A 20,218-nucleotide genomic window follows, 5' to 3' on the forward strand; every position below is an offset into this window, starting at 1 on the left:
GGAGCAGGCGGTATCGACGCATCAGTGACAGACGTCGGTGTCGCACACCCGGGCGCTCGGCATCATCACCCGGCCACTGCCGGCGGGCGCGTCGAAGTGCTGGGAGTCCTGCACGCCGTAGGTCCACCGGAAGCCGTGGTTCAGCATCACCCGGACCACCGGGTGCCGTCGGGACCGCCAGGCCACCCGGGGGTGGGAGCGGCTCGGCCACCAGCCGTTGGGCGTCCAGCCGTGCGAGGAGCGGTACGGGTTCTCCCACGTGTTGACGTCGAGCGCGCGGCCGTAGGAGTGGGGCGACCGGACGCCGGGCCGCCCGACGACGCTGCGGCAGTTGAACGCCGAGGTGTTGCCGGCCGCCATCGACCGGTAGTCGTCGGCGCCCTGAAGCCGGCGGGACCAGCCGAAGCGGTCGACGCGGTACATCGAGCGGATCGGCAGCTTCTGCTGGTACATCGCGGTCAGGGCGCCCCGCATGTTCGGCATCGCGTCGGCGTGGGCCACGATCTCGCCGCGGTGTCGGTAGCCGTCGTAGGCCCAGTAGTTGATGCGCATCAGCCGCAGGCTGGACCGTCCGACCGGGCAGCCACGGTGCCAGGAGCGGCCGGTCATCTGGCGCCACACGGCGTTCGGGATCCGGGTGACGACCGCGTGGGCGCCGTTGCCGACGGCGCGTCGCTGATCGGGGAGGTTGACCCGCGGCCGCGGCGCGCGCGCGGGCAGCCGGACGGGGTCGCCCGGGGGCACGTTGTTCACCTTGTGGACGCCACTGCGATCGCCGGTGACCCAGTCGAGGCGCTGGGCCCGGGCCTGCCAGCGGGAGTCCTTGCGGGGGCGCGAGGTGACCGTGGCGGTCCCGTCCGGTCCGAGCCGCGGGCGTGCCACGCGCTTCCAGCCTCCGCCGAGCCGCCGGAACACCGAGACGCGGCTGGGGACGGGGGTGTCGTTGCGGGCGCGCCACCGGACGGTCAGGGTCACCCGCTGCTCGTCGACCACGCGGTCGGGGCCGCGCAAGGTGACCACGCCGTCGCGTCGCTTCATCCGCAGCTGGACCGGCCCGGTCCTGGCGCCGTCGTAGGTCTCGTCGCCGTCGTACGTCGCGCGGACGACGTTGTCGCTCGCGTCGCGGGCCAGGGTCAGGTCAGCCGTCGCCTCACCCTCGTCGTCGGTCTCCAGGGCAGCACCGACCGTTCCCCACTCACCGTTGCGGCGCCGTTCCAGGGTCACGACCTGGTCGGCCAGGGCGGTGCCGTTCCCGTCGGTCAGCGTGAGGCGCACCGGAGTCTCCGCGTCGGCGAACCGCTGCGGCGCCGCCAGGTCGAGCGCGGTCGGGGTCTCGCCCGCGGCCTCGGCACCCGCCGCGGGCGCCGCGCCGAGCGCGAGCAGGAGGGCCGTGGTCAGTGCGGTGAGTCGCCCGAGCATGGGGCGATTGTGCACGACGCGGCTGCGCCGCCGCCGGAGCGGTGTGTCTCAGCGTTCGTCCTCGAACACCACCGGGCCGCGCACGGCAGCGCCGTCGTACCCCGTGATGCCGATCGCCTCGATGACGCTGCGCAGCCGCGGACGGTCCGACTCTCCGCACCCGACGAGCACGTGCTCGGTCGGGCCGGTGGGGTCGACCACACCGGTGAAGCCGGAGGCCCGCACCGCGGCCAGGACCGTGGCCGGGTCGACACCGGGCGGGACGGCGTAGGAGACCGTGTGGGAGCGGGGGTCGTGCAGCTGTTGCTCCCGCCGCACCTGCTCCAGGGAGACGGATCGCAGCGCCGCCGCGAGGGCGACTCCACCCACCAGCACGACGATCAGCACGACCACCAGGGCGCTCACCGTGATCCCTCCTCGTCCTCCCGGTCCACGGGTCCGGACCGGCGCCGCACGGCGACGGCCCGCACTTCCATGCTCGGGCCCGGCCCGCGGGTCCGCCAGGGCCGCCCGTCCCGTTCCCGGGGCCGTTGGTCCCGGCGTCCCGTCACGGCGAACCGGCGCCGGGAGAGGTTCGTCTCCACGACGCGCCCACGTCACCTGCGAGTCGCTCCGTCCGACGAGGGTGGAGGCATGGCCAGCAACTCCCGAGAGCTCCTGCTCGGCGCGGCACTCGCCCTGTGGTTCCCGGTCGCCCTCGCCGTCACCGACGCGGCCAGCTCCGAGCCCGGCGAGGTCGGCACACCCGCGACACCGGGCCCGACGGCGTCCCGCTAGGGCCGACGGGCGGCGAGATCCCCCGACGCGGACGATCCCGGCGCCACCTCGCACAGCCACACTGGCGTGGTGCGCACCATCGGCAACATCCTCTGGCTGGTGCTGGCCGGCTGGTGGCTGGCACTGGGCTACCTGCTGGCGGGGTTGCTGGCGTTCGTCCTGATCGTGACCATCCCGTTCGGCTTCGCTGCGTTCCGGCTGGCGAGCTTCGTCGTGTGGCCGTTCGGCCGCACCACGGAGTTCCGGCGCGACGCCGGCATCTGGTCGGTGCTGGGCAACGTCGTGTGGGTGATCTTCTTCGGCTGGGAGCTGGCCATCGCGCACCTCGTCGCGGGCCTGCTGCTGTGCGTGACCATCATCGGGATCCCGTTCGGGGTGGCGTGCTGGAAGATGGTGCCGCTGGCCCTCATCCCGCTCGGTCAGCAGATCGTGCCCGTGCACGCCGCCCGCGACCCCTACGGACTGCCCACCTGACCCGAGCGCTCAGGCCAGCCCGAGCAGGACCAGGCTGAGCGCCATGCTGGCGCCGCCCGCGACGCAGGTCGTCAGCGCGGGGACCAGCGAGGTGAGCCGGCAGGCAGCGGGCAACAGCTCGCTGAGGCCGATGCAGAGCATCACACCGGCGACCAGCCCGAACACGGCCCCGAATGCCGAGGCCGGGAAGAGCGCCACCAGCAGCAGGTAGCCGAGCGCCGCGCCGACCGGTTCGGCGAGGCCGGTCAGGCCCGCGACCGCGACCGCCCGCGCCCGGCTCCCCCCGGCGCCGAAGACCGGCGCGGCGACCGCCACGCCCTCCGGCACGTTGTGCAGCGCGATGGCCACGGCGAGCACGGCCCCCGCGCTCGGGTCGTCGAGGGTCGCGACGAAGGTGGCCAGACCCTCGGGGAAGTTGTGGGCGGTGACGGCGATCGCCACCACGACGCCGCTGCGCCGGACCTGTCGGCGTACGGCGAGCGGGTCCCGGTCGTGCGCGCACGACCCGGGCACCAGCCGGCCGAGCAGGACGGCCGCCGCCGCGCCCACGGCCGCGAGGCCGAGCGTGGCCACGAGCCCACCTCGGTGCCCCACCGACGGAGCGAGGGCCGCGGCACCCTTGGGCAGGATCTCGGCCGCGGACACCAGGATCATCGCGCCGGCGGCGAAGCCGAGCGCCGCGGCCAGGCCCGCGTCGCTGCGGACCGCGCGATGCACGGCGACCACGCCGCCGAGCGCGGTCGCGGCGCCGGCGAGCACGGTCAGCGCGAAGGCGAGGAGCAGTGCGTGGCTCACCGCCGCCACCTCCCCGCCCAGGCCACGACTGCGCGGACGGCGTCGTCGGGATCAGCGGCCAGCGACTCCCGGAGCTCGACCGGGCTGGCGGCGTTGGCCGCCACCCAGCCACGGACCAGCGGCTCCTCGTCGGAAGCCAGCAGCCGCAGGGTCGGCCCGGGCGTCCGCTCGTTGCGGGCGACACAGCAGCGCACCGACGCCACCCGGTCGCCCGCGAGGGCGGTCAGCACGTCGTCGGGCGCGTGGTGGGACAGCGCCGCGCTCTCCCGGATCGCCGGGGTCGGCGACCCGGCGAGCCGGCGCACCCGCTGCCGCTTTCCGTCACCGCCCGGCGGCGAGGCGAACGACGAGAGCGGCGCCCCGCCGGCGTCGTCCCGTGACGACGCCGCCAGGGCCGCTCGTTGCTGCGGGCTGAGGAACCCCATGCACGACATGGCCGGTCAGCCCTGCCGGGCGTTGACCTCGTAGGAGGTGTTGATCGACTCGAAGAAGTTGACCAGCTGGAGGGTGTCGTTGGCCGCCGCCATCCACTTCGCCGGGTTCGTGGCGCCGTAGTGGGCGCCGAAGCCGAGCTCGTCGAGCCGCCGGTCCGCGAGGTAGCGGACGTACTGGTTGATGTAGTCGGCGTTCAGCCCGAGGATCCCGCTGGGCAGCAGGTCGCGGTTGTAGGCCTCCTCCATCTCCACGGCGTCGAGGATCATCTGCTTGATCTCGGCGGCGAACTCCTCGGTCGCGACGTCGGGGTTCTCCTCGAGCACCGTGAGCACCAGGTTGATGCCGAACTTCAGGTGCAACGACTCGTCGCGCACGATCCAGTCGATGAGCGACGCGAAGTTCCGCAGCAGGTTCCGCTGCCGGAAGCTCAGCGCGACCATGAAGCCGGAGTAGAACCAGATCCCCTCGAGGATCACGTTGTAGGCGATCAGGTTGCGGACGAAGTCCTGCTTGCCCTGCGTCGTGGTGATGTCGAGGGTCTGCTCGGTCATCCGCTTGATGAACCTGACCTCGAACTCCTCCTTGGCCACCATCGACGGCACCGTGACGTGGGACTCGTACGCCGCCGCGCGGTCGATCGGGAACGTCTCGAGGACGTACTCGAAGCTCATGCAGTGGTTGGCCTCCTCCCACATCTGCTTCGCCAGGTAGAGGTGGCACTCGGCGGCGTTGACGTAGGGGTAGACCCCGAACGCGAGCGCCTTGTTGACCAGCAGCTCGTTGGGGTTGAAGTAGCTCATCAGGAAGGTGAGTGCCCGGCGCTCCTCCTCGCTCATCCGCTCGAAGTCGGCCAGGTCCTCCCCCAGCTGCACCTCGTTGGGGAACCAGGTGTTGGCCACGGCCTGGTCGTAGAGCTCCATCGCCCAGGGGTAGGTGACGGGCTTGAGGAGGAGTCCCTCCTCGATTCCGGTGCCCAGGATCGGCATGTCAGTTCTCGCTCTCGTTTCGGGATGTACGTGGTGGGGTGTTCTCTCGTCGCACCGGGTTCCGAGGTCCGGAGGTTGAGGTGCGAGCGCAGCGAGCCTCGAAACCGCCTCGACCTCCGGAGGTTGAGGTGCGAGCGCAGCGAGCCTCGAAACCGCCTCGAGGTCCGGAGGTTGAGGTGCGAGCGCAGCGAGCCTCGAAACCCCGGACCGCTACTGGCAGGACTCGCACTGGAGCCGCTCCTGCGGGTCGATCGGGCACTCCGTCCCCGACACGACCTCGAGCTCCTGCGCACTCTCGGGTGCGGTGACCGGCTCGGTGACCTCCGGGGTTTCGAGGCTCGTCGCTGGCGCTCCTCGCACCTCAACCTCCGGCGAAGAGCTCGCCGTGGCCGCGCCGAAGCCCCGCCGTCCGCCACCGCCACCGGCCGGCGTCGCCTGCTCGGCCTTGTTGACCTTCACCGTGCTCTGCTCCGCCGTGTGCCGCGGCATCATGTGCAGGTAGTAGGTGGTCTTCACGCCCATCCGCCACGCCGCCGTGTAGAGGTCCACCATGTTCCCGACGTTGCGGTCGGCCAGGTAGATGTTGCGGCTGATGGCCTGGTCGATCCACTTCTGGGCCCGCGCGGCCACCTCGAGGTAGGCGCGGCCGGACAGCTGGAACGACGTCTGGTAGATCTCGACCAGCTCGGCGGGCACGCCGTGCTCGTCGGACACCTTCGACAGGTCGCCCTGGTGGCGCAGCAGCTCCTCGCGGACGTCCTCCCAGACACCGGCGATCCGCAGGTCCTCGACCAGGTTGCGGTTGACCTCCAGGAACTTGCCCGAGCTGGTCGCCCGGCTGAAGATCTGGCTGAACTGCGGGTCGAGCCCGGGCGTCGTGCCGGCGACCAGGCCGATCGAGGCAGTGGGGGCGATCGCGAGCAGCGTGGAGTTCCGGATGCCGCCGGCGACCTTCGCGCGCAGCGCGTCCCAGTCGAGGCGCGTGGTGCGGTCGACCTCGACCGGGACGCCGCGGTCGGCCTCGAGCCGGTCGAGGGAGTCGACGGGCACCAGCCCCTTGCTCCACCGCGAGCCCTCGAAGTTGGGGTAGGCGCCGCGCTCACGGGCGAGGTCGGCCGAGGCGTCGATGGCGTGCCAGCTGACGAACTCCATCAGCCGGTCGATCAGGTCGTACGCCTCGGGCGACTCGTAGGAGAAGCCGAACCGCTCCACGACGTCGGTGAAGCCCATCACCCCGAGGCCGAGCGCGCGGTTGAGCTCGTTGGAGCGCTCGGACTCGGGCACCGAGGAGATGGTGATGTCGATCAGGTTGTCGAGCTGCCGCACCGCGAGCCGGGCGGACTCCGCCAGCCGGTCCCAGTCGACGACCGCGTGCTGGCGCCGACCCGTGACGTGGCGCGCCAGGTTGATCGACGCCAGGTTGCAGACCGACACGTTGTCGCGGTCCTGCGGCAGCGTGATCTCGGTGCAGAGGTTCGACAGGTGGATGGTGCCGGTGTTGTCGTTCAGCGCCCGGGTGTTGATCGTGTCCTTCCACGTCAGCCACGGGTGGGAGGTCGACTGCAACGAGGTGAGGATCGCGCGGAACTGCTCGCGGGCGCCGATCTTCTTGTGGCGCAGCTCGCCGGCCTCGGCCATCGCGGCGTACTCGGCGTACCGCTTCGAGAACGCCGAGCCTGTGAGCTCGACCAGGTCGGGCACCTCGGCCGGGTCGAAGAGGTACCAGGCCTGGTCGGCCTCGACCCGCTTCATGAACTCGTCGCTGATCCACACGGCTGTGTTGGCGGTCCGGGTCCGGCGGTAGGGGTCGCCGGAGTTCTGGCGCAGGTCGAGGAAAGCGGGGAAGTCGAGGTGCCAGTTCTCCATGTAGAAGCACAGCGCGCCGAACTTCTTGCCGCCGCGGCTGACCGCGCGCAGCGTCGAGTCGATGGTGTGCATGAACGGGATCGGTCCGGTGGAGGTGGTGTTGTTCGACCGGATCGGCGAGCCCTCGGAGCGCAGCTTGGTCACCGACAGCCCGATGCCGCCCGTGCCCTTGGTCAGCCACATCACGTCGCGCACCGACTTCGCGATGTGCTCGATGTCGTCCTCCATCTGCATCACGAAGCAGTTGGAGAGCTGGCTGTACGACGTGCCCGCGTTCACCAGCGTGGAGCCGGCGGCGAGGTACTCCAGCCGCGACATCCTGTCGTAGAAGCGCAGCGCGGCGGCGTCAGGGTCCTCCTCGTCGAGCGCGAGACCCATCGCGACCCGCATCCAGAAGAACTGCGGCATCTCCATCGGCCGGCCGTCGGGCGCCGAGATCATGTAGCGGGTGCGCATGGTCTGCACGCCGATGTAGCGCAGCAGGTCGTCACGGCCCGGGTCGAGGGCGGCGCCCAGCCTCTCCAGGTCGAAGATCTCCCGCAGCCGAGGGTCGAGCAGACCGAGCTCGACGCCACGGACGATGAAGGCGACGAACGCCTCGGCGTGGAAGCTGTGGACCTCGTCGCGGGTCACGCCCTCGCCGAAGATCGCCTTGTAGAGGCTCTTCACCAGCAGCCGCGAGGCGATGGTGTCGTAGGCCGGGTCGTCCTTGACGTTCTGGAGGGCGACTTGGACGACCGCCTCGTCGAGCTGTTCGCTGGTGATCCCGTCGAAGAGCGTGATCTCCAGCTCCGAGCGGAGCTGGGTCGCCCGTGCGACCTCGTCGTCGAGGCCGGATGCGGCCTCCTCGATGGACCTCGCGATCTCGTAGCCGTCGTACGCGGCTCGCGTCCCGTCCCGCTTGATGACCGTGACCGTGCTGCCCATGTGCGCATCCACCCCTCGTGAACCGTCGCTGTGTGCGCGACCCGCGGTCACGAGTGAAGGGGTGGGGTGCCCGCGTGCGCCGAGGCGTCGCCGAGCCCGATCCCCTGACCTTCCCTCGAGGTCGCGGACCCCCGCCGATGGCGGCGGGACACTGGCAGGTCTTCGGACTCGTGGGCGTCGTGCTCTGGCCTACTGTCCGCCGCTTCCCAGGTCCCTGATCGGGGGACCCAGTGCTTGTGACGGAGGTCGATTCCCACTCACCGCTGCGGGGCAGTCCCGGACTTCCACCGGGTTCCCTCTTGCGACGACACCCCTGGCGGAGGCGTCGAACCAGCTGCGTCGACCACCATATAGGAGAACGACGCCGTTGTAACTACCTAGATGTAGTGTTTCGCGGCTCACCGGGTGAGCCCGGCGAGGTAGCCGGCCGGATCGGCGTCGGAGAGGCCCCGGTAGCCGAGGTAGCCGTCCGGACGGATGACGGCGGTCCCTCCGTGGAGCAGGCCGTAGCCGGCTGCGAGCGCGCGACCGGGGTCGGGCACCAGGTCGTCGGCCGAGGTGGAACCGTCGACCGGGCGCACGGTCACCGCCTCCTCGGTCGATCCCGGGAAGGAGAGCACGACGTGCTCGGTCGTCGCCGCCTGGACGGCACGCAGCCGGTCGGCAGCGCCCGCGTTCGCGACGTAGGGCGCGTGGTCGCCGGCGCGCACCGACCCGCGCCGGGGACCGTGGTCCTCGACGACCGGGCTGCCCCGGTAGGACAGTGCTGTCTCCTCGACCTGGTCGCTCAGCACGTGCTGGACCGGCGCCAGGCCGGCCGCCGCGTGCACGGCCAGGTTCCGCAACCGCCGCGCGACCGCACCGTCGAGCGTCCCGAGCGTCGTCATCCTGGTGGTGACGTCGATGACCTTGGCCGCGACCGGGTGCCGCTCGGCGTGGTAGCTGTCCAGCAGCCGCTCCGCCCCGCCCGCGCGGACCGCGAGGGCGAGCTTCCAGGCCAGGTTGTGGGCATCCTGCATGCCGGTGTTCATCCCCTGGCCGCCGGCGGGGCTGTGCACGTGCGCCGCGTCGCCCATGAGGAAGACCCGCCCGTGGCGGTAGTCCGGGACCTGGGCGTGGTGGATCTCGAACTCGGTGAGCCAGTGCGCGGAGGTCAGGGTGATGCCGCGGGCACGCTCGTCGACGATGTGCTGGAGATCGTCGAGGGAACCCGCGTGGGTGTCGTCGTGCAGCTGGCCGATCAGCCGCATCCGGGAGCCGCGCATGGGGAAGGCGAGGAGCGGGCCCTGCGGGGCGAAGAAGGTGTACATGCTCGCCGGGTCCAGGTCGTGCCGCGCCTCGACGTCACCGAGGGCGAAGCGCTCCCCCACGAACGAGCCCTCGAGCCGGGTGCCCACCAGCCCGCGCACCGTGCTGTGCGCGCCGTCGGCGCCGACGACCCAACCGAATTCGGTGGCCTCGACGGATCCGTCGGACCCACGCAGGGTCGCGCGGACCGTGTCCGCGCCTTGGTCGAGGGCCACCAGCTCGACGCCCCGCTCGACCTGCGCCCCGAGCTCTCGCAAGCGCTCGTCGAGGACCCGCTCGGTCTCGGTCTGCGCGGTGGTGAGCGAGTACGGATAGGGGCTCGGTACCTGGTCGAACCCGACCACGGCCAGCTCGTGCCCCTCGGCGTACATCGTCATCCGGTGGGTGAGGACGCCGGTCTCGAGGAGCCGTTCGGCGACCCCCATCAGGTCGAGCATCTCCAGGCTGCGCGCGTGCACGAGGAGCGCCCTGGACTCGGTGGTCGGCTCGGCCAGCTTGTCGATGACCCGCACGTCGACGCCCCGGCGCACGAGCTCGCAGGCCGCCACCAGTCCGACCGGACCCGCGCCCACGACCAGGACCCGGTCCGACGCCACTGAGGTGCTCATGGTCTCGGGACCCTCCGCTGGTCGACGCGCGTTCCGAGGTGAGCGTCCACGGCACCGCGTCCGTCTGCCTCACCCGGATCGGGGGGCCGTCAGCCTCCGACGGTCCGCCACTCCCATCGCGTCGCTCCGGGCGAGGGCCAGGCGCGGTGCGGAGGAGCGATTGAAGAGAGCCGCGAGCCGCCGGGCCTCGACGATGTTGTCCTCGAGCGAGCAGTAGGTCCAGGTGCCGTAGCGGCCGAGCGTGTGGACCCCGCGGGTGGCGAGAGCGGCACGTTGCTCGCCGACGTCCTGGAGGGACGCGCGCGTGATGTGCACGTACGCAGGGTCGAGCACGACCCGATGGGACGCGACCAGCCGGTGCCCGTCGGTGATACCGATGCGCTCGAGGTCGGCCAGGACCCGCGCCCGGAGTCGTCGGAGGGCCACCTCGTCGAGCCGCTCCTCGGCGCGGCAGCCGATCTCGACGTAGAGACTCATCCGGTCGGTCTCCCAGATGTTGTCGTAGAAGCCGACCCGGTAGAAGCTCACGTCGCGGTCCGGGACGTAGATCCAGTGCACACCCGTCGGCCCCTTGCGGTCGAAGCCGAGGTTGAACACGAGCACCTTGTTGTGGGTGTAGACCGCGGGGTCGTGCGGCAGGCCGGTCAGTTCGAGCAGGGTGGGCAGTGGCACGGTGCTGACCAGTGCGTCGTACCGGATCGTCCGTCGCGCCGTGTGGGCGAGGTGGCGACGCAGGTCGATGCGCAGGACCGGCTCCTCCAGCAGGATCCGGTCGGCGGGGATGTCGTGCTGCAGCGCCCGCACGAAGTCGACGGCGCCACCCTCGGGGTAGAGGAACGTCGAGTTGTAGGTGGGCGGGCAGGTGGCCCCCAGCCCGGCCAGGATGTCGTCCTTGTCGGCCTGCGGGAAGAACCGGCCCATGGCGTCCACGTCGAGCGTGCCGAGGTCAGTGGCGTACAGCTTCTCGTTGTAGGGGACGAGGAAGCGTTCGCAGATCCCCTCGCCGAACCTGGCATACAGGAGCTCCTTGAAGTCGCGTGGCTCGGCCGCCCCGCCCACCGATCCGAGCCCGGTGAGGCAGGCGACGAAGTCGTCGTGGTCGAGCTGGTCGATGTTGCGCTGGAACGGGAAGTCGACCAGGCGGTCCTTGTAGAGGACCTTGCACGACTTGCTCACCCGGCGAACCCTGGTGGGCCCGATCCAGTCGATCATCTCCGCCTCGACCTCGGGGTGCCGGAAGTGGAAGAAGTGGCCGGAGTAGTCCCAGACGAAGCCCTGCTGCCGCACCGTCCGGCAGTAGCCACCGACGTCGTCAGCAGCCTCGACCACGAGCACGTCGTCGCCCCGCGACGCCTGGGCGAAGGCCAGTCCGCTCACCCCGGCCCCGACGACCAGCACCTCGGCGCGCATGTCAGAAGTGGGTTCCGCGGAGCAGCTGGAAGGCCTCGGCCGCGGCCGTGTAGGCCAGCCGGCCCCGATAGCGGGCACTGAGCTCGATCGTGTCGAGGCTGAAGAGGTGCTCCGGGGAGCCGAGCTGGGTCTGGTACGCGCGGCACCCCTCGAGCTTGGCCGCCAGGTCCTCCTCGGTGAGGGTCACGAGCACGGTGGGTTCGAACTCGCGCTCCATGGTGGTCTCGTAGGCGAGGACCGTGCCGCGGTAGAAGTGGGGACGCATCACCGCCTGGAAGGCGTCGTGCACGGCCCGGTGGTCCTGGTTGTAGGAACGCGCCGGCACCAGGACCAGGTCGGGGCGCGTGCGCGAGACACAGTCCTCGATGGCGCCGATCAGCTCTCCGCGGGGCAGGGCATCGAGCCGGTGGTGCCACTCGGCGCCGAAGGCGATGGTCCGGCCGCCGACCCCGAGGACGGCATCGGCCTCCTGCGCCTCACGCATCCGGTCGGACCCGGAATAGGCGACGTAGTCGCCGTCGCGCTCGTAGATCTTGGAGTACTTCTGGGGGACCTCGGACATCAGCAGGCCGTGGACGTCTGCGCCCTGGGCGACCAGCCGCCGCACCAGGCCGCCACATCCGATGGCGAGGTCGTCGGGATGAGGTTCGAGGACGAGGACGCGGGTGACCGATGTCAGCATGTCGCCTCCAGCGGGTGCAGTCCTCTGCGATCTTCGCAGCCACGTCGGTGAATTCGTGGAGGCGCGCCTAGGGTCCGGGACGGACCATCGTGAGCTGGTGCACGCGTGCGCGCTGGTACCGCACGCCCGGCACCAGCGGCGTCGGGCCGTGGGGGCAGAAGCCCTCGGCCGTGAAGAACCGGACCGCCCGGGCGTTCTCGACGAGCGTCTGCAGGTGGCAGCCCGGCGAGCCGGCAGCGGCCAGTCGGTCGCTCCACCGGGCCATCAGGGCCTGGGCGGCCCCGGTGCCACGTCCCTCCGGCGCGACGTTGACGTGCAGGTGCGAGGGCCAGCGCGGGTCCACGAGGTCGCCGGCTGTCTCCCGCTGACGCAGACGTGCCCGGCCCAGGTCCAGGAGGGCGCGCGCGAAGAAGCGGCGCACCTCGCGGCGGCGGAACAGCCGCGCCTCGCGCAGCACCGCGCGCATCCGCTCCTCCTCGGTCGGGAAGCGCGTGCCGTCGACGCACCCGACCAGGTAGCCCACCGGCCTGTCGTCCAGCAGGGCGACGAACGCCGACCCGGGCTCCAGGTCGAGGTACGGCGTCAGGTAGATCGCTGCCTCGGAGTCCGAGTCCCCCCACAGCGACGCGGACGGCGAGCCCTCCCCCGCCCTGGCGAACAGCCGCATCAGCTCCGCACGGTCGAGGTCACCGGCCGCCCGTACGTCGACGTCCATCGTCGGTCAGGCCGGGCCGTCCACGTTGACGGTGGGCTCACCGGTCCCGCACCGGACGATGACCGCGCGCGACGGCTCCTCGCCGGGGTTCGACTCCCGGTGGACCGCGCCGGCGGGGACCCGGATGAAGTCCCCCGGCCCCGCCTCGACGACGTGGCCGCCGCCCTCCCCCGACTCCAGCCGCATCCGGCCCGACACGATGTACAGCGTCGTCTCGTGGTCGCCGTGGTGGTGCCAGCCGGACACGGCGCCGGGCTCGGTGTCGACGAGTCCGGTCCACATGCCGTCCTCGTGCATCGCCAGGCTACGGGCCATCCCGGGGGTCGGGTCGGCGGGCGCGAGGTCGTCGCCGCTGACGTGGGTGCACGGCTCGGCGGCCCGGTCCGTGGTCATCGGCCGGCAGCGGCGTGTGTCGATGCCATGTCCCCACCGTAGGTCACGCGATCCGGCGTCGCCGCGAGCCGGCGCGACCGATGAGTCCGGTCGCTCGTCCGGGTCTGCCCGGACAGGAGGTGGGGCCGATGGAGGGTCACCTGTTCGCCGGCGTCCCCGTGAGTGACTTCGAGCGCGCCGTGGCCTGGTACACGCGGCTGTACGGCGTGCCCGAGTCGTTCCGCGCGCACGAGTCGGAGTACATCTGGACCCTCGCCGAGGACCGCTCGGTCTACGTGCTGCTCAAGCCGGAGTCGGCCGGGCACGGGCTGGTCACGGTGATGCTGGACGACCTCGACGGGTTCGCCGAGGCCGCCGCTGCGAGGGGCATCGAGCCGACGACGAGCGAGGACTACGGGGGCGGGGTGCGCAAGCTCGTCTACCGCGACCCCGACGGCAACGAGCTCGGCTTCGGGAGCGTGCCAGGCGACTAGGCACCTGGCCCGGTGTCAGGGGAGCACCATCGGGCTCGCACCGATCCTCGCCATCAGCGCCTCGCCCTCGGCGCGTGACCCCCCGCCGGCGAGCACCAGGGTCCGGGCCTGCTGGTACGGGCAGCCGGCTGCGCCCAGCGCCTCGGCCGCGGAGACCAGGCCCTCGTGGTCGCCGGCGTCGAGGGCGACGGCCCGCTCGACGACGGCCGCGGCGACCGGGTTCGCCCGTACGACGTACCGCGCACGGTCGAGGCGGTCCCGTCGGTCTGGCAGACGGGCCAGCACCCCCGCCTCCGCCCAGACAGCGGTGTACCACGGCCGCCAGGCGGAGTCGTGCCACGGCTTGAACGACTCCGGGTCGCCGGCCACGTCCCCGAGGGCGACGTCGACCTCACCGCGGTGGAGGGCCACCATCCCGTCGAACGCCGGCCGGTAGATGGTGTGCCTGCCCCGGGTGGGCGTGACCACCCGGTGCATGTCGTCGGTGATCTGGAGCCATTCGTCCCGGGCATCCGGTTCGCCGCGGATGCCGTACGCCATGGCTGCCGCAGCCGGCGCGAAGGCGATGCCCCCGAGCGTCGGGCGGCCGGCCTCCTTCCAGCCCCGGCGGAAGCGCTGGGCCAGGGAGTCTGCCTCGTCGAAGTCACCCGCGATCGCTGCGGTGGGGAGCAGCCACTCGACGGCGAGGTGCTCGGCCTCGCTGAGGAACGGCACCTCGCTCCGCTGCTGCGCATAGCGGCGGGCGGTGGCGAGGTCGCCCGCCGCCATGGACACCATCGGTGCCATGTGCAGGGCGTCCGTGTACTCCCAGGCCAGCTCGACGTCGTGGACCCGCGGCGCGAGCAGATCGAGACGCCGGCGGACGGCGGCGACCGCCCCGTCAACCTCACCGGACATGAGGCGCACCGCCGTCACCTGGTCGAGGGCGTGGCTCTCCAGCCGGGCATCGCCCACCCGGTGGGCCAGCTCGACGGCGCGCTCGGCCAGGTCGCCGTACCCCGGGTCGGACTCGTCCGCGGGTGTGGTGACGGTCAGCACGGCCGCCTCGACGTGGACGTCGCCGGCCGCCAGGGTGAGTGCCTCCCCCAGAAGGGCCTGCGCCTCACCGGGCGCCGGGAGCGTGGACATGATGCCGGGCGCGTTCGTGAACAGCTCCGCGACGGACACCAGCTCGAGGGCGGCGCGCGCGTCGTCGCCGGCCTCGCGCGCCGCGTCGGCGGCGGCGCGGAAGAACCCGACCGCGTGCTCCCCGTCGTGACGACCCCACGCCACGGCGGCCGCCAGGTGGAGCGCCTCGGCCGCCTCCGCGGGTCCGCCGGCAAGGGCGGCGGCCTGCTCGTAGCGCTCCTGCGTCTCGCTCAACCTGCCCCGTGCGTAGGAGAGCTCCGCGACCCGCACCGCCAGCCGGTGGGCGTCGGCCCGCAGCCCGGGGCGGCCGGCCGACTCGCGCAGCGCGGCGCGGAGCTCGTCGGCGACGGCATCGAAGGCCTGGGCGTCGGCGGGCCGCAGCCGGGCCGCGGTCTCCAGGCACCAGCGCAGGTGTCGGGCCAGGACGTCGTCCTGCTCCCCGTCGCGGCCCATCCGCTCGGCGCCGTACTGCCGGATCGTCTCGAGCATCCGGTAGCGGGTGCCGGACGGACGTTCGACCACCTCCAGGAGGTGGTGCTCGGCGAGGCTGGCGAGCGCCGTGGCCACCGAGGTGGGGCTGAGCGGTGCGAAGCCCGTGACCTCGGCCGCTGCCGCGGCGGTGAAGGCGGAGGCGAACACCGTCGACCGCCGGAGCGCGGCCTGCTCCTCGGGCGTGAGCAGGTCGAAGCTCCAGTCGAGCACCGCCCGCAGCGACTCGTGGCGCTGGTCCATCCGCGACCCGCCCGTGAGCAGACCGAGCGGGTCGGCGAGCTCCCGGTCCAGGCCGTCGAGGCCGAGCGTCGCCACCCGGGCGGCGGCCAGCTCGATCGCCAGTGCCATCCCGTCCAGCCGTCGGCACACGGACGCGATCCGCCGGTGGTCCTGCGGGTACGACGACCGCCAGCCCGTCATCGACGCGCGCTCGCGGAACAGGGCCACCGCGTCGCTCCGGTCGGCGTCCGACCCGTCCCCCTGCTCGAGCGACATCCCGGGCACCGGGAACACGAGCTCGAACGGCACCCGCAGCCGCGCCCGGCTGGTGGCCAGCACCACGACCCGTGGACACCGGGCCAGCAGCCGCTCCAGCAGGGCGCTGACCCCGTCGAGAAGGTGCTCGCAGTTGTCCAGCACGAGCAGCACGTCGACGTCGGCGAGCTTGGCGATCACCGTGTCCGCGGGTGACCGCCCCGGCTGCTCGCCGAACCCGAAGGCGCTCGCCACCGCGGCCCCGACCATCGTCGGGTCGGTCACCGGGACCAGGTCGACGTAGCAGGCGCCGCTCGTGTGGCGGCCCCCGACGTCGTCCGCCACCGCCAGGGCCAACCGGGTCTTCCCCACCCCGCCCGGGCCGACGGCGGTGACCAGACGGTGCGCGGACAGGGCCTCGGCGAGCGCGGCGCGCTCGGCGGCCCGGCCCACGAACGAGGTGAGCGCGGCAGGTGGTGACGCACCGACCAGCGGTGCGTCGGGTCGTGCGACGGCGAGCCCGGCCAGCTCGCGGCGATCGCCCACGCCGAGCTTGCGCAGCAGCGACGACACGTGGCTCTCGACGGTGCGGACGGACAGGAACAGGCGCTCCGCGATCTGCGCGTTGGTGAGGTGCTCCCCGACCAGCCCCAGCACCTCGGCCTCGCGCTCGGAGACACGGTCGTGGGTGCGGCCCGGGGTCGTGGTCATGTCGACGTCACCACGTCGAGCCGGACGGTGCGGTCCAGCGCCGGTACGTCGAGCCCGGTGCGCGGCTCGAACGACAGTCCCGACCCGGCCGTCAGGTCCCGCACCGTCGAGGTCACCCAGACCTCCCCGGTCGCGGCCCGGTCGGCGACGGCCTGGGCCACGGCCACCCCGGCACCGGAGACGTCGGCCCCGCGCCGCGCGACCTCCGCGGTGTGCAGGCCGATCGACGCCGCCAGGCCGGCAGCCCGGATGCGCTCGGCCAGGGCCAGGCCGCAGCGGATGGCCCGCCCCGGGCCGTCGAAGGTGGCCAGCACGGTCTCCTGCTCCGCCACGGCCGGCACCCCCCGGTGCGCCTCGAGGACCTCCCGCACGATCCCCCTCATCCACGCCGGGTCGATGGGTCTCTCGGGCCGGACGGCGAGCAGCGTCGTGAGCGACGTCTCGGCGGCCGCCGGTGATCCCAGCTCGCGGACGAACTCCTCGACGGGATCGAGGATCTGGTCCGGGTCGACGCCGACGAAGTGGTCGGCGCCCTCCAGCTCGACGAAGCGTGCACCGGGGATCCGGTCGGCCAGGTAGCGCCCCTCGTCGACGTGGCAGTCGATGTCGTCGCGGCGGTGCAGCACCAGGGTCGGCGCCCGCACCGCCCCCAGCACCTCGCGCACGTCGATCAGCGAGGCCATCTCGATCAGGGCGCGCGCCGCTCCCGGACTGGTGGCCGCCCGGCAGCGCTCGCCCCACCACCGGGCCATCTCGTCGTCGGCGTTCGGGGCCATGCGGCGCATGTCCGCCTCGAAGGCCCAGTCCTGCTCGAGCTGGAGCGAGTACCGGGCCCGGTCCTCGGGCCGGAACCCCCACGGGTAGTCGGGCGCCCACAGCCGCCTCGCATAGCTCGAGTAGATGACCAGGGCGCGCACCCGCTCGGGGTGGGTGGCCGCGTAGAGGATCGACATCGGTCCTCCCTCGGAGTAGCCGAACAGCACCGCCTGCTCCGACCTCGCGGCCTCCATCACCGCCCCGACGTCGCCCATCCGCGTCTCGAGGTCGGGCAGCGCGCCGGGCCGGTCGGACATCCCGGTGCCGCGCTTGTCGAACCTGATCAGGCGCGAGAACGTCCCCAGCCGGTTCAGGAAGTGGGCGTGGCGACGCTCGGTCCAGTCGAGCATCAGGTGCGAGACGAAGCCGGCGACCAGGACCAGGTCGTCGTCGCCGGATCCCGAGACCTGGTAGGCGATGTTGAGGTCGTCGCTGCGCGTGTAGCGCACCGGTGACGCGGCCACCGCACCCGGCACCTCCTGTGCCTCGCGCGGCGAGCCGGACCCGTCGGCGTACGACGCCAGCTCCCGCCGGCTGGTCACGTCGAGCTTGCGGAGCAGCGACGACACGTGGCTCTCGACGGTGCGCACGGAGATGACCAGGCGGCTCGCGATCTGCGCGTTGCTGAGGTGCGCCCCGACCAGGTCCAGCACCTCGGCCTCGCGCGCGGAGACGCCGGCGTCCGTCGGCACCCGCGACTCGGCCATGGCACTGATCGTCTGCCGTCGCCGGTCAGTGGTCAATCCGTGTCGGATCCGTGGTCGGCACGGATGCCATGCAGCGGCGCCGCAGCCGACGGTGGAGGCGTCCACGCAGCACACCTCCAGAAGAGGAGTTCCAGAGATGACCACCATCGACGCACCCATGAGCAACGGGGTCGACACCGCCCGGTTGTTCGCCACACTCGACGCGGTCAAGGGCGCCCCGGAGATCGCGAAGTTCCAGTTCCGGGCGAGCAACCGCTGGGTCAGCGGCACCCACAACCAGTCGACGATCCACGGCTTCTACGGGGCGGGCCAGGAGCTGGCGCACCGCCAGCCCAGCACCTTCGACGCCGACCACCCGGAGGTGCTCGTCGGGCAGGACAACGCGCCCACGCCGGTCGAGTTCCTGCTCCACGCGCTCGCCGCCTGCATCACCTCCGGCCTCGCCAACATCGCGGCCGCACGCGGCGTGAACCTGACCTCGGTCGAGTCCACCGTCGAGGGCGACATCGACCTGCTCGGGATCCTCGGGCTGTCCGACGACGTCCGCAACGGGTACGAGCGGATCCGGATCAGCTTCCACCTCGAGGGTGACGAGCCGGACAAGCTGCGCCGCGTCGTGGAGCAGTCGCGGCTGCGATCCGCGGTGTACGACGTGCTCACCAACGGCGTGCCCGTCGACGTCTCGGTCACGACGGGCTGATCGTCGTGGAGGACTTCGACGTCGTGGTCGTCGGGGCTCGGGTCGCCGGCGCGTCGACCGCCCTGCTGCTCGCGAGGGCCGGCGTACGGGTCGCGCTGGTCGATCGCGGGAGGTACGGCAGCGACACCGTGTCGACGCACGGCCTGATGCGGGCCGGCGTCCTCCAGCTGCACCGGTGGGGACTGCTCGACGACGTCGTCGCCCACGGCACCCCGGCGATCCGACGCACGAAGTTCCTCTACGCGCACGGCGAGACGACCGTCGTGGACATCCGGCCCAGCCCCGGCGTCCCGGCGCTCTACGCCCCCCGTCGCTTCCTCCTCGACCGGCTCCTGGTCGACGCGGCCGCCGAGGCCGGAGCGGTGGTGCTCCACGAGCACGCCGTCACCTCGGTGGTCCACGAGGGGAGGCGGGTGGCCGGCGTACGGGCCCAGGACCCGCAGGGGCGGACGGTCGAGCTGAGGGGGGCCGTGACGGTGGGGGCCGACGGCATCCGGTCGCTCGTGGCTGCCGACACGGGCGCACGCATCCACCACCGGGGGGAGGCGGCCGGTGCCGTGCTGTACCGCTACGTCCACGGACTCGGGTCCGACGGCTACGAGTGGGCGTACGGCGCCGGCGCCGCCGCCGGGCTGATCCCGACCAACGACGGGCTCTCCTGCGTCTTCGTCGGGACCTCGCCCGCACGGATGCGCGCGCTGCGGAGCCGGGGGTCGGAGCACGCGTTCCGGTGCCTGCTCGGGCAGTCCTTCGCCGGGCTGCCGGAGCGCGTGGCCGCCGCCGAGCCCGTGGGGCGCCTGCACGGCTGGGCAGGCGTGCCCGGCCATCTGCGGCAGTGCTGGGGGCCCGGGTGGGCCCTGGTCGGCGACGCCGGCTACTTCAAGGACCCGATCACCTCGCACGGCATCACCGACGCCCTGCGCGACGCCGAGCTGCTCAGCGACGCGCTGCTCGAGTCACTGGGCGGCGGGGTCGCGGAGCGGGAGGCCCTGGCGGCGTACCAGGCGACCCGGGACCGCGTGTCCACGCGGCTGTTCGCAGCCACCGAGGCGGTCGCGGCGTACGACTGGGGCTCCCACGACGCCGGGCGGCTGGTCCGCGAGGTGAGCGCGGCGATGGGGGACGAGGTGGAGCTCCTCCAGGACCGCCCCCTCCGGACGGCGGACGTGCGGCTCGGCTCGCGACCGGTCGGCGTCCTGGGCCACCGGCGATGATCCGGAGGTCCCCCGATCGGGGGACCCGCACGTCCACCTCCCCGTCCACCATCGGACGGACGGCCCCGGCGCCCGCCCTGGGGAAGTCTGAGGACACCGACACCGGAAACGTCCTCAGGAGAAAGCCATGTCACCCATCGAGATCATCGCCCTCATCGCACTCGCCGCGTACGCCGTCTACAAGCAGACCACCGTGAGCGAGGTCCGGGAGAACGGTCGCTTCAAGCTCGCGATCATCTACGCGGTCGTCGGAGTGGTGGTGGGCGGGTTCGCGCTGCCGCACGGTGCCCTCACCATCGGCCTCCTGGCCCTGAGCATCGCCCTCAGCGCCGTGGTCGGCCTGGTCCGTGGCTACAAGACCCGGGTCTGGCGCGAGGCCGACGGCCGGGTGCTGCGGCAGGGCACCGTGCTGACGATCACCCTGTTCCTCGGCCTGATCCTCGCGAAGTTCGGCATCGGCACCTACGAGTACCTGTCCGGCCTGCGTGACACCGCGGGCTTCGGCGAGGTCATGCTGATGATCGCCGTGATGGTGGCCGTCCAGGCCCAGATCGTCTGGATGCGGGGCCGGGAGCTCATGGGTGGCGTCCCCACGACCGGGACGCACAGCGACACCGGATCGGTGCTGGAGAACGCAGCAGCCTGAGACCGCCTCCCAACCCTGGGGTGGAGCCGCGAGGCTCCACCCCAGCTGTGTGTGCCCGGCCG

General features: G+C 72.4%; 19 protein-coding genes and 1 riboswitch. Of the genes, 6 read left to right on the top strand and 13 right to left on the bottom strand.

From position 1 onward, the window contains the following. Positions 1-21 precede the first annotated feature (21 nt). The gene (locus ACQ1X7_RS05290) at positions 22-1,419 is read right to left on the bottom strand and encodes a M15 family metallopeptidase (protein ID WP_432477119.1); all 1,398 of its coding nucleotides are present in this window, start codon (positions 1,417-1,419) and stop codon (positions 22-24) included. 48 nt (positions 1,420-1,467) lie between these two features. Next, complete coding sequence (locus tag ACQ1X7_RS05295) at positions 1,468-1,824, bottom strand: hypothetical protein (protein WP_432477120.1); 357 nt, start codon at positions 1,822-1,824, stop codon at positions 1,468-1,470. A gap of 228 nt (positions 1,825-2,052) precedes the next feature. Here ACQ1X7_RS05295 and ACQ1X7_RS05300 point away from each other — a divergent pair, with 228 nt between their 5' ends. Continuing rightward, positions 2,053-2,196, top strand: a complete 144-nt coding sequence (locus ACQ1X7_RS05300; RefSeq protein ID WP_432477121.1) for a hypothetical protein — start codon at positions 2,053-2,055, stop codon at positions 2,194-2,196. Between the two features lie 69 nt (positions 2,197-2,265). Beyond that, the gene (locus tag ACQ1X7_RS05305) at positions 2,266-2,670 is read left to right on the top strand and encodes a YccF domain-containing protein (protein ID WP_432477122.1); all 405 of its coding nucleotides are present in this window, start codon (positions 2,266-2,268) and stop codon (positions 2,668-2,670) included. A 9-nt stretch (positions 2,671-2,679) separates the two neighbouring features. Here ACQ1X7_RS05305 and ACQ1X7_RS05310 read toward each other — a convergent pair whose 3' ends face one another. The 9 genes from ACQ1X7_RS05310 to ACQ1X7_RS05350 form a co-directional block, all read right to left on the bottom strand. Further along, positions 2,680-3,465, bottom strand: a complete 786-nt coding sequence (locus ACQ1X7_RS05310; protein WP_432477123.1) for a ZIP family metal transporter — start codon at positions 3,463-3,465, stop codon at positions 2,680-2,682. Next, on the bottom strand, positions 3,462-3,890 hold the full coding sequence (locus ACQ1X7_RS05315; protein WP_432477124.1) for a hypothetical protein: 429 nt from the start codon (positions 3,888-3,890) through the stop codon (positions 3,462-3,464). The genes ACQ1X7_RS05310 and ACQ1X7_RS05315 overlap by 4 nt, the downstream gene beginning before the upstream one ends. Positions 3,891-3,905: 15 nt before the next feature. After that, positions 3,906-4,886, bottom strand: a complete 981-nt coding sequence (locus ACQ1X7_RS05320; RefSeq protein WP_432477125.1) for a ribonucleotide-diphosphate reductase subunit beta — start codon at positions 4,884-4,886, stop codon at positions 3,906-3,908. 210 nt (positions 4,887-5,096) lie between these two features. Further along, positions 5,097-7,691, bottom strand: a complete 2,595-nt coding sequence (locus ACQ1X7_RS05325) for a ribonucleoside-diphosphate reductase subunit alpha (protein WP_432477126.1) — start codon at positions 7,689-7,691, stop codon at positions 5,097-5,099. Positions 7,692-7,815: 124 nt separating this feature from the next. After that, positions 7,816-8,030, bottom strand: a riboswitch (cobalamin riboswitch). A 47-nt stretch (positions 8,031-8,077) separates the two neighbouring features. Further along, complete coding sequence (locus ACQ1X7_RS05330; RefSeq protein WP_432477127.1) at positions 8,078-9,595, bottom strand: FAD-dependent monooxygenase; 1,518 nt, start codon at positions 9,593-9,595, stop codon at positions 8,078-8,080. A 69-nt stretch (positions 9,596-9,664) separates the two neighbouring features. Next, positions 9,665-11,005 (bottom strand): protoporphyrinogen/coproporphyrinogen oxidase, encoded by a 1,341-nt coding sequence (locus ACQ1X7_RS05335; RefSeq protein ID WP_432477128.1) that lies wholly within the window; start codon positions 11,003-11,005, stop codon positions 9,665-9,667. Position 11,006: 1 nt separating this feature from the next. Next, positions 11,007-11,687 carry a PIG-L deacetylase family protein gene (locus ACQ1X7_RS05340; protein WP_432477129.1) on the bottom strand — a complete coding sequence of 227 codons (681 nt, stop codon included), beginning with the start codon at positions 11,685-11,687 and terminating at the stop codon, positions 11,007-11,009. 67 nt (positions 11,688-11,754) lie between these two features. Further along, positions 11,755-12,402, bottom strand: coding sequence for a GNAT family N-acetyltransferase (locus ACQ1X7_RS05345; RefSeq protein ID WP_432477130.1), 648 nt, complete (start codon positions 12,400-12,402; stop codon positions 11,755-11,757). Positions 12,403-12,408: 6 nt separating this feature from the next. After that, a complete protein-coding gene (locus ACQ1X7_RS05350; RefSeq protein WP_432477131.1) occupies positions 12,409-12,795 on the bottom strand; it encodes a cupin domain-containing protein in 387 nt (128 codons plus the stop codon). A 128-nt stretch (positions 12,796-12,923) separates the two neighbouring features. Between ACQ1X7_RS05350 and ACQ1X7_RS05355 the strand changes: the two genes are divergently transcribed. Next, complete coding sequence (locus tag ACQ1X7_RS05355) at positions 12,924-13,268, top strand: VOC family protein (protein ID WP_432477132.1); 345 nt, start codon at positions 12,924-12,926, stop codon at positions 13,266-13,268. Positions 13,269-13,283: 15 nt separating this feature from the next. Here ACQ1X7_RS05355 and ACQ1X7_RS05360 read toward each other — a convergent pair whose 3' ends face one another. Next, positions 13,284-16,073: an ATP-binding protein gene (locus tag ACQ1X7_RS05360; RefSeq protein WP_432477133.1), complete on the bottom strand. Its 2,790-nt coding sequence runs from the start codon at positions 16,071-16,073 to the stop codon at positions 13,284-13,286. Continuing rightward, positions 16,070-17,596: an alpha/beta fold hydrolase gene (locus tag ACQ1X7_RS05365; protein ID WP_432477134.1), complete on the bottom strand. Its 1,527-nt coding sequence runs from the start codon at positions 17,594-17,596 to the stop codon at positions 16,070-16,072. Before ACQ1X7_RS05365 ends, ACQ1X7_RS05360 begins: the two co-directional genes overlap by 4 nt. A 136-nt stretch (positions 17,597-17,732) precedes the next feature. Between ACQ1X7_RS05365 and ACQ1X7_RS05370 the strand changes: the two genes are divergently transcribed. From ACQ1X7_RS05370 to ACQ1X7_RS05380, 3 genes are all read left to right on the top strand, one after another. Next, on the top strand, positions 17,733-18,296 hold the full coding sequence (locus tag ACQ1X7_RS05370; protein ID WP_432477135.1) for an OsmC family protein: 564 nt from the start codon (positions 17,733-17,735) through the stop codon (positions 18,294-18,296). 5 nt (positions 18,297-18,301) lie between these two features. Next, positions 18,302-19,510, top strand: a complete 1,209-nt coding sequence (locus ACQ1X7_RS05375; protein ID WP_432477136.1) for an NAD(P)/FAD-dependent oxidoreductase — start codon at positions 18,302-18,304, stop codon at positions 19,508-19,510. A gap of 127 nt (positions 19,511-19,637) precedes the next feature. After that, on the top strand, positions 19,638-20,156 hold the full coding sequence (locus ACQ1X7_RS05380) for a hypothetical protein (protein WP_432477137.1): 519 nt from the start codon (positions 19,638-19,640) through the stop codon (positions 20,154-20,156). Positions 20,157-20,218 lie beyond the last annotated feature (62 nt).

Source organism: Nocardioides sp. GXQ0305 (assembly GCF_050880345.1).
Classification (GTDB): Bacteria; Actinomycetota; Actinomycetes; order Propionibacteriales; family Nocardioidaceae; genus Nocardioides.

Bases quoted from the DNA above. Each gene is read 5' to 3' on its own strand.
- ACQ1X7_RS05290 (WP_432477119.1), bottom strand. From the start codon at position 1,419: ATGCTCGGGCGACTCACCGCACTGACCACGGCCCTCCTGCTCGCGCTC.
- ACQ1X7_RS05300 (WP_432477121.1), top strand. From the start codon at position 2,053: ATGGCCAGCAACTCCCGAGAGCTCCTGCTCGGCGCGGCACTCGCCCTG.
- ACQ1X7_RS05315 (WP_432477124.1), bottom strand. From the start codon at position 3,890: ATGGGGTTCCTCAGCCCGCAGCAACGAGCGGCCCTGGCGGCGTCGTCA.
- ACQ1X7_RS05320 (WP_432477125.1), bottom strand. From the start codon at position 4,886: ATGCCGATCCTGGGCACCGGAATCGAGGAGGGACTCCTCCTCAAGCCC.
- ACQ1X7_RS05330 (WP_432477127.1), bottom strand. From the start codon at position 9,595: ATGAGCACCTCAGTGGCGTCGGACCGGGTCCTGGTCGTGGGCGCGGGT.
- ACQ1X7_RS05335 (WP_432477128.1), bottom strand. From the start codon at position 11,005: ATGCGCGCCGAGGTGCTGGTCGTCGGGGCCGGGGTGAGCGGACTGGCC.
- ACQ1X7_RS05340 (WP_432477129.1), bottom strand. From the start codon at position 11,687: ATGCTGACATCGGTCACCCGCGTCCTCGTCCTCGAACCTCATCCCGAC.
- ACQ1X7_RS05345 (WP_432477130.1), bottom strand. From the start codon at position 12,402: ATGGACGTCGACGTACGGGCGGCCGGTGACCTCGACCGTGCGGAGCTG.
- ACQ1X7_RS05350 (WP_432477131.1), bottom strand. From the start codon at position 12,795: ATGACCACGGACCGGGCCGCCGAGCCGTGCACCCACGTCAGCGGCGAC.
- ACQ1X7_RS05355 (WP_432477132.1), top strand. From the start codon at position 12,924: ATGGAGGGTCACCTGTTCGCCGGCGTCCCCGTGAGTGACTTCGAGCGC.
- ACQ1X7_RS05360 (WP_432477133.1), bottom strand. From the start codon at position 16,073: ATGACCACGACCCCGGGCCGCACCCACGACCGTGTCTCCGAGCGCGAG.
- ACQ1X7_RS05365 (WP_432477134.1), bottom strand. From the start codon at position 17,596: ATGGCCGAGTCGCGGGTGCCGACGGACGCCGGCGTCTCCGCGCGCGAG.
- ACQ1X7_RS05370 (WP_432477135.1), top strand. From the start codon at position 17,733: ATGACCACCATCGACGCACCCATGAGCAACGGGGTCGACACCGCCCGG.
- ACQ1X7_RS05380 (WP_432477137.1), top strand. From the start codon at position 19,638: ATGTCACCCATCGAGATCATCGCCCTCATCGCACTCGCCGCGTACGCC.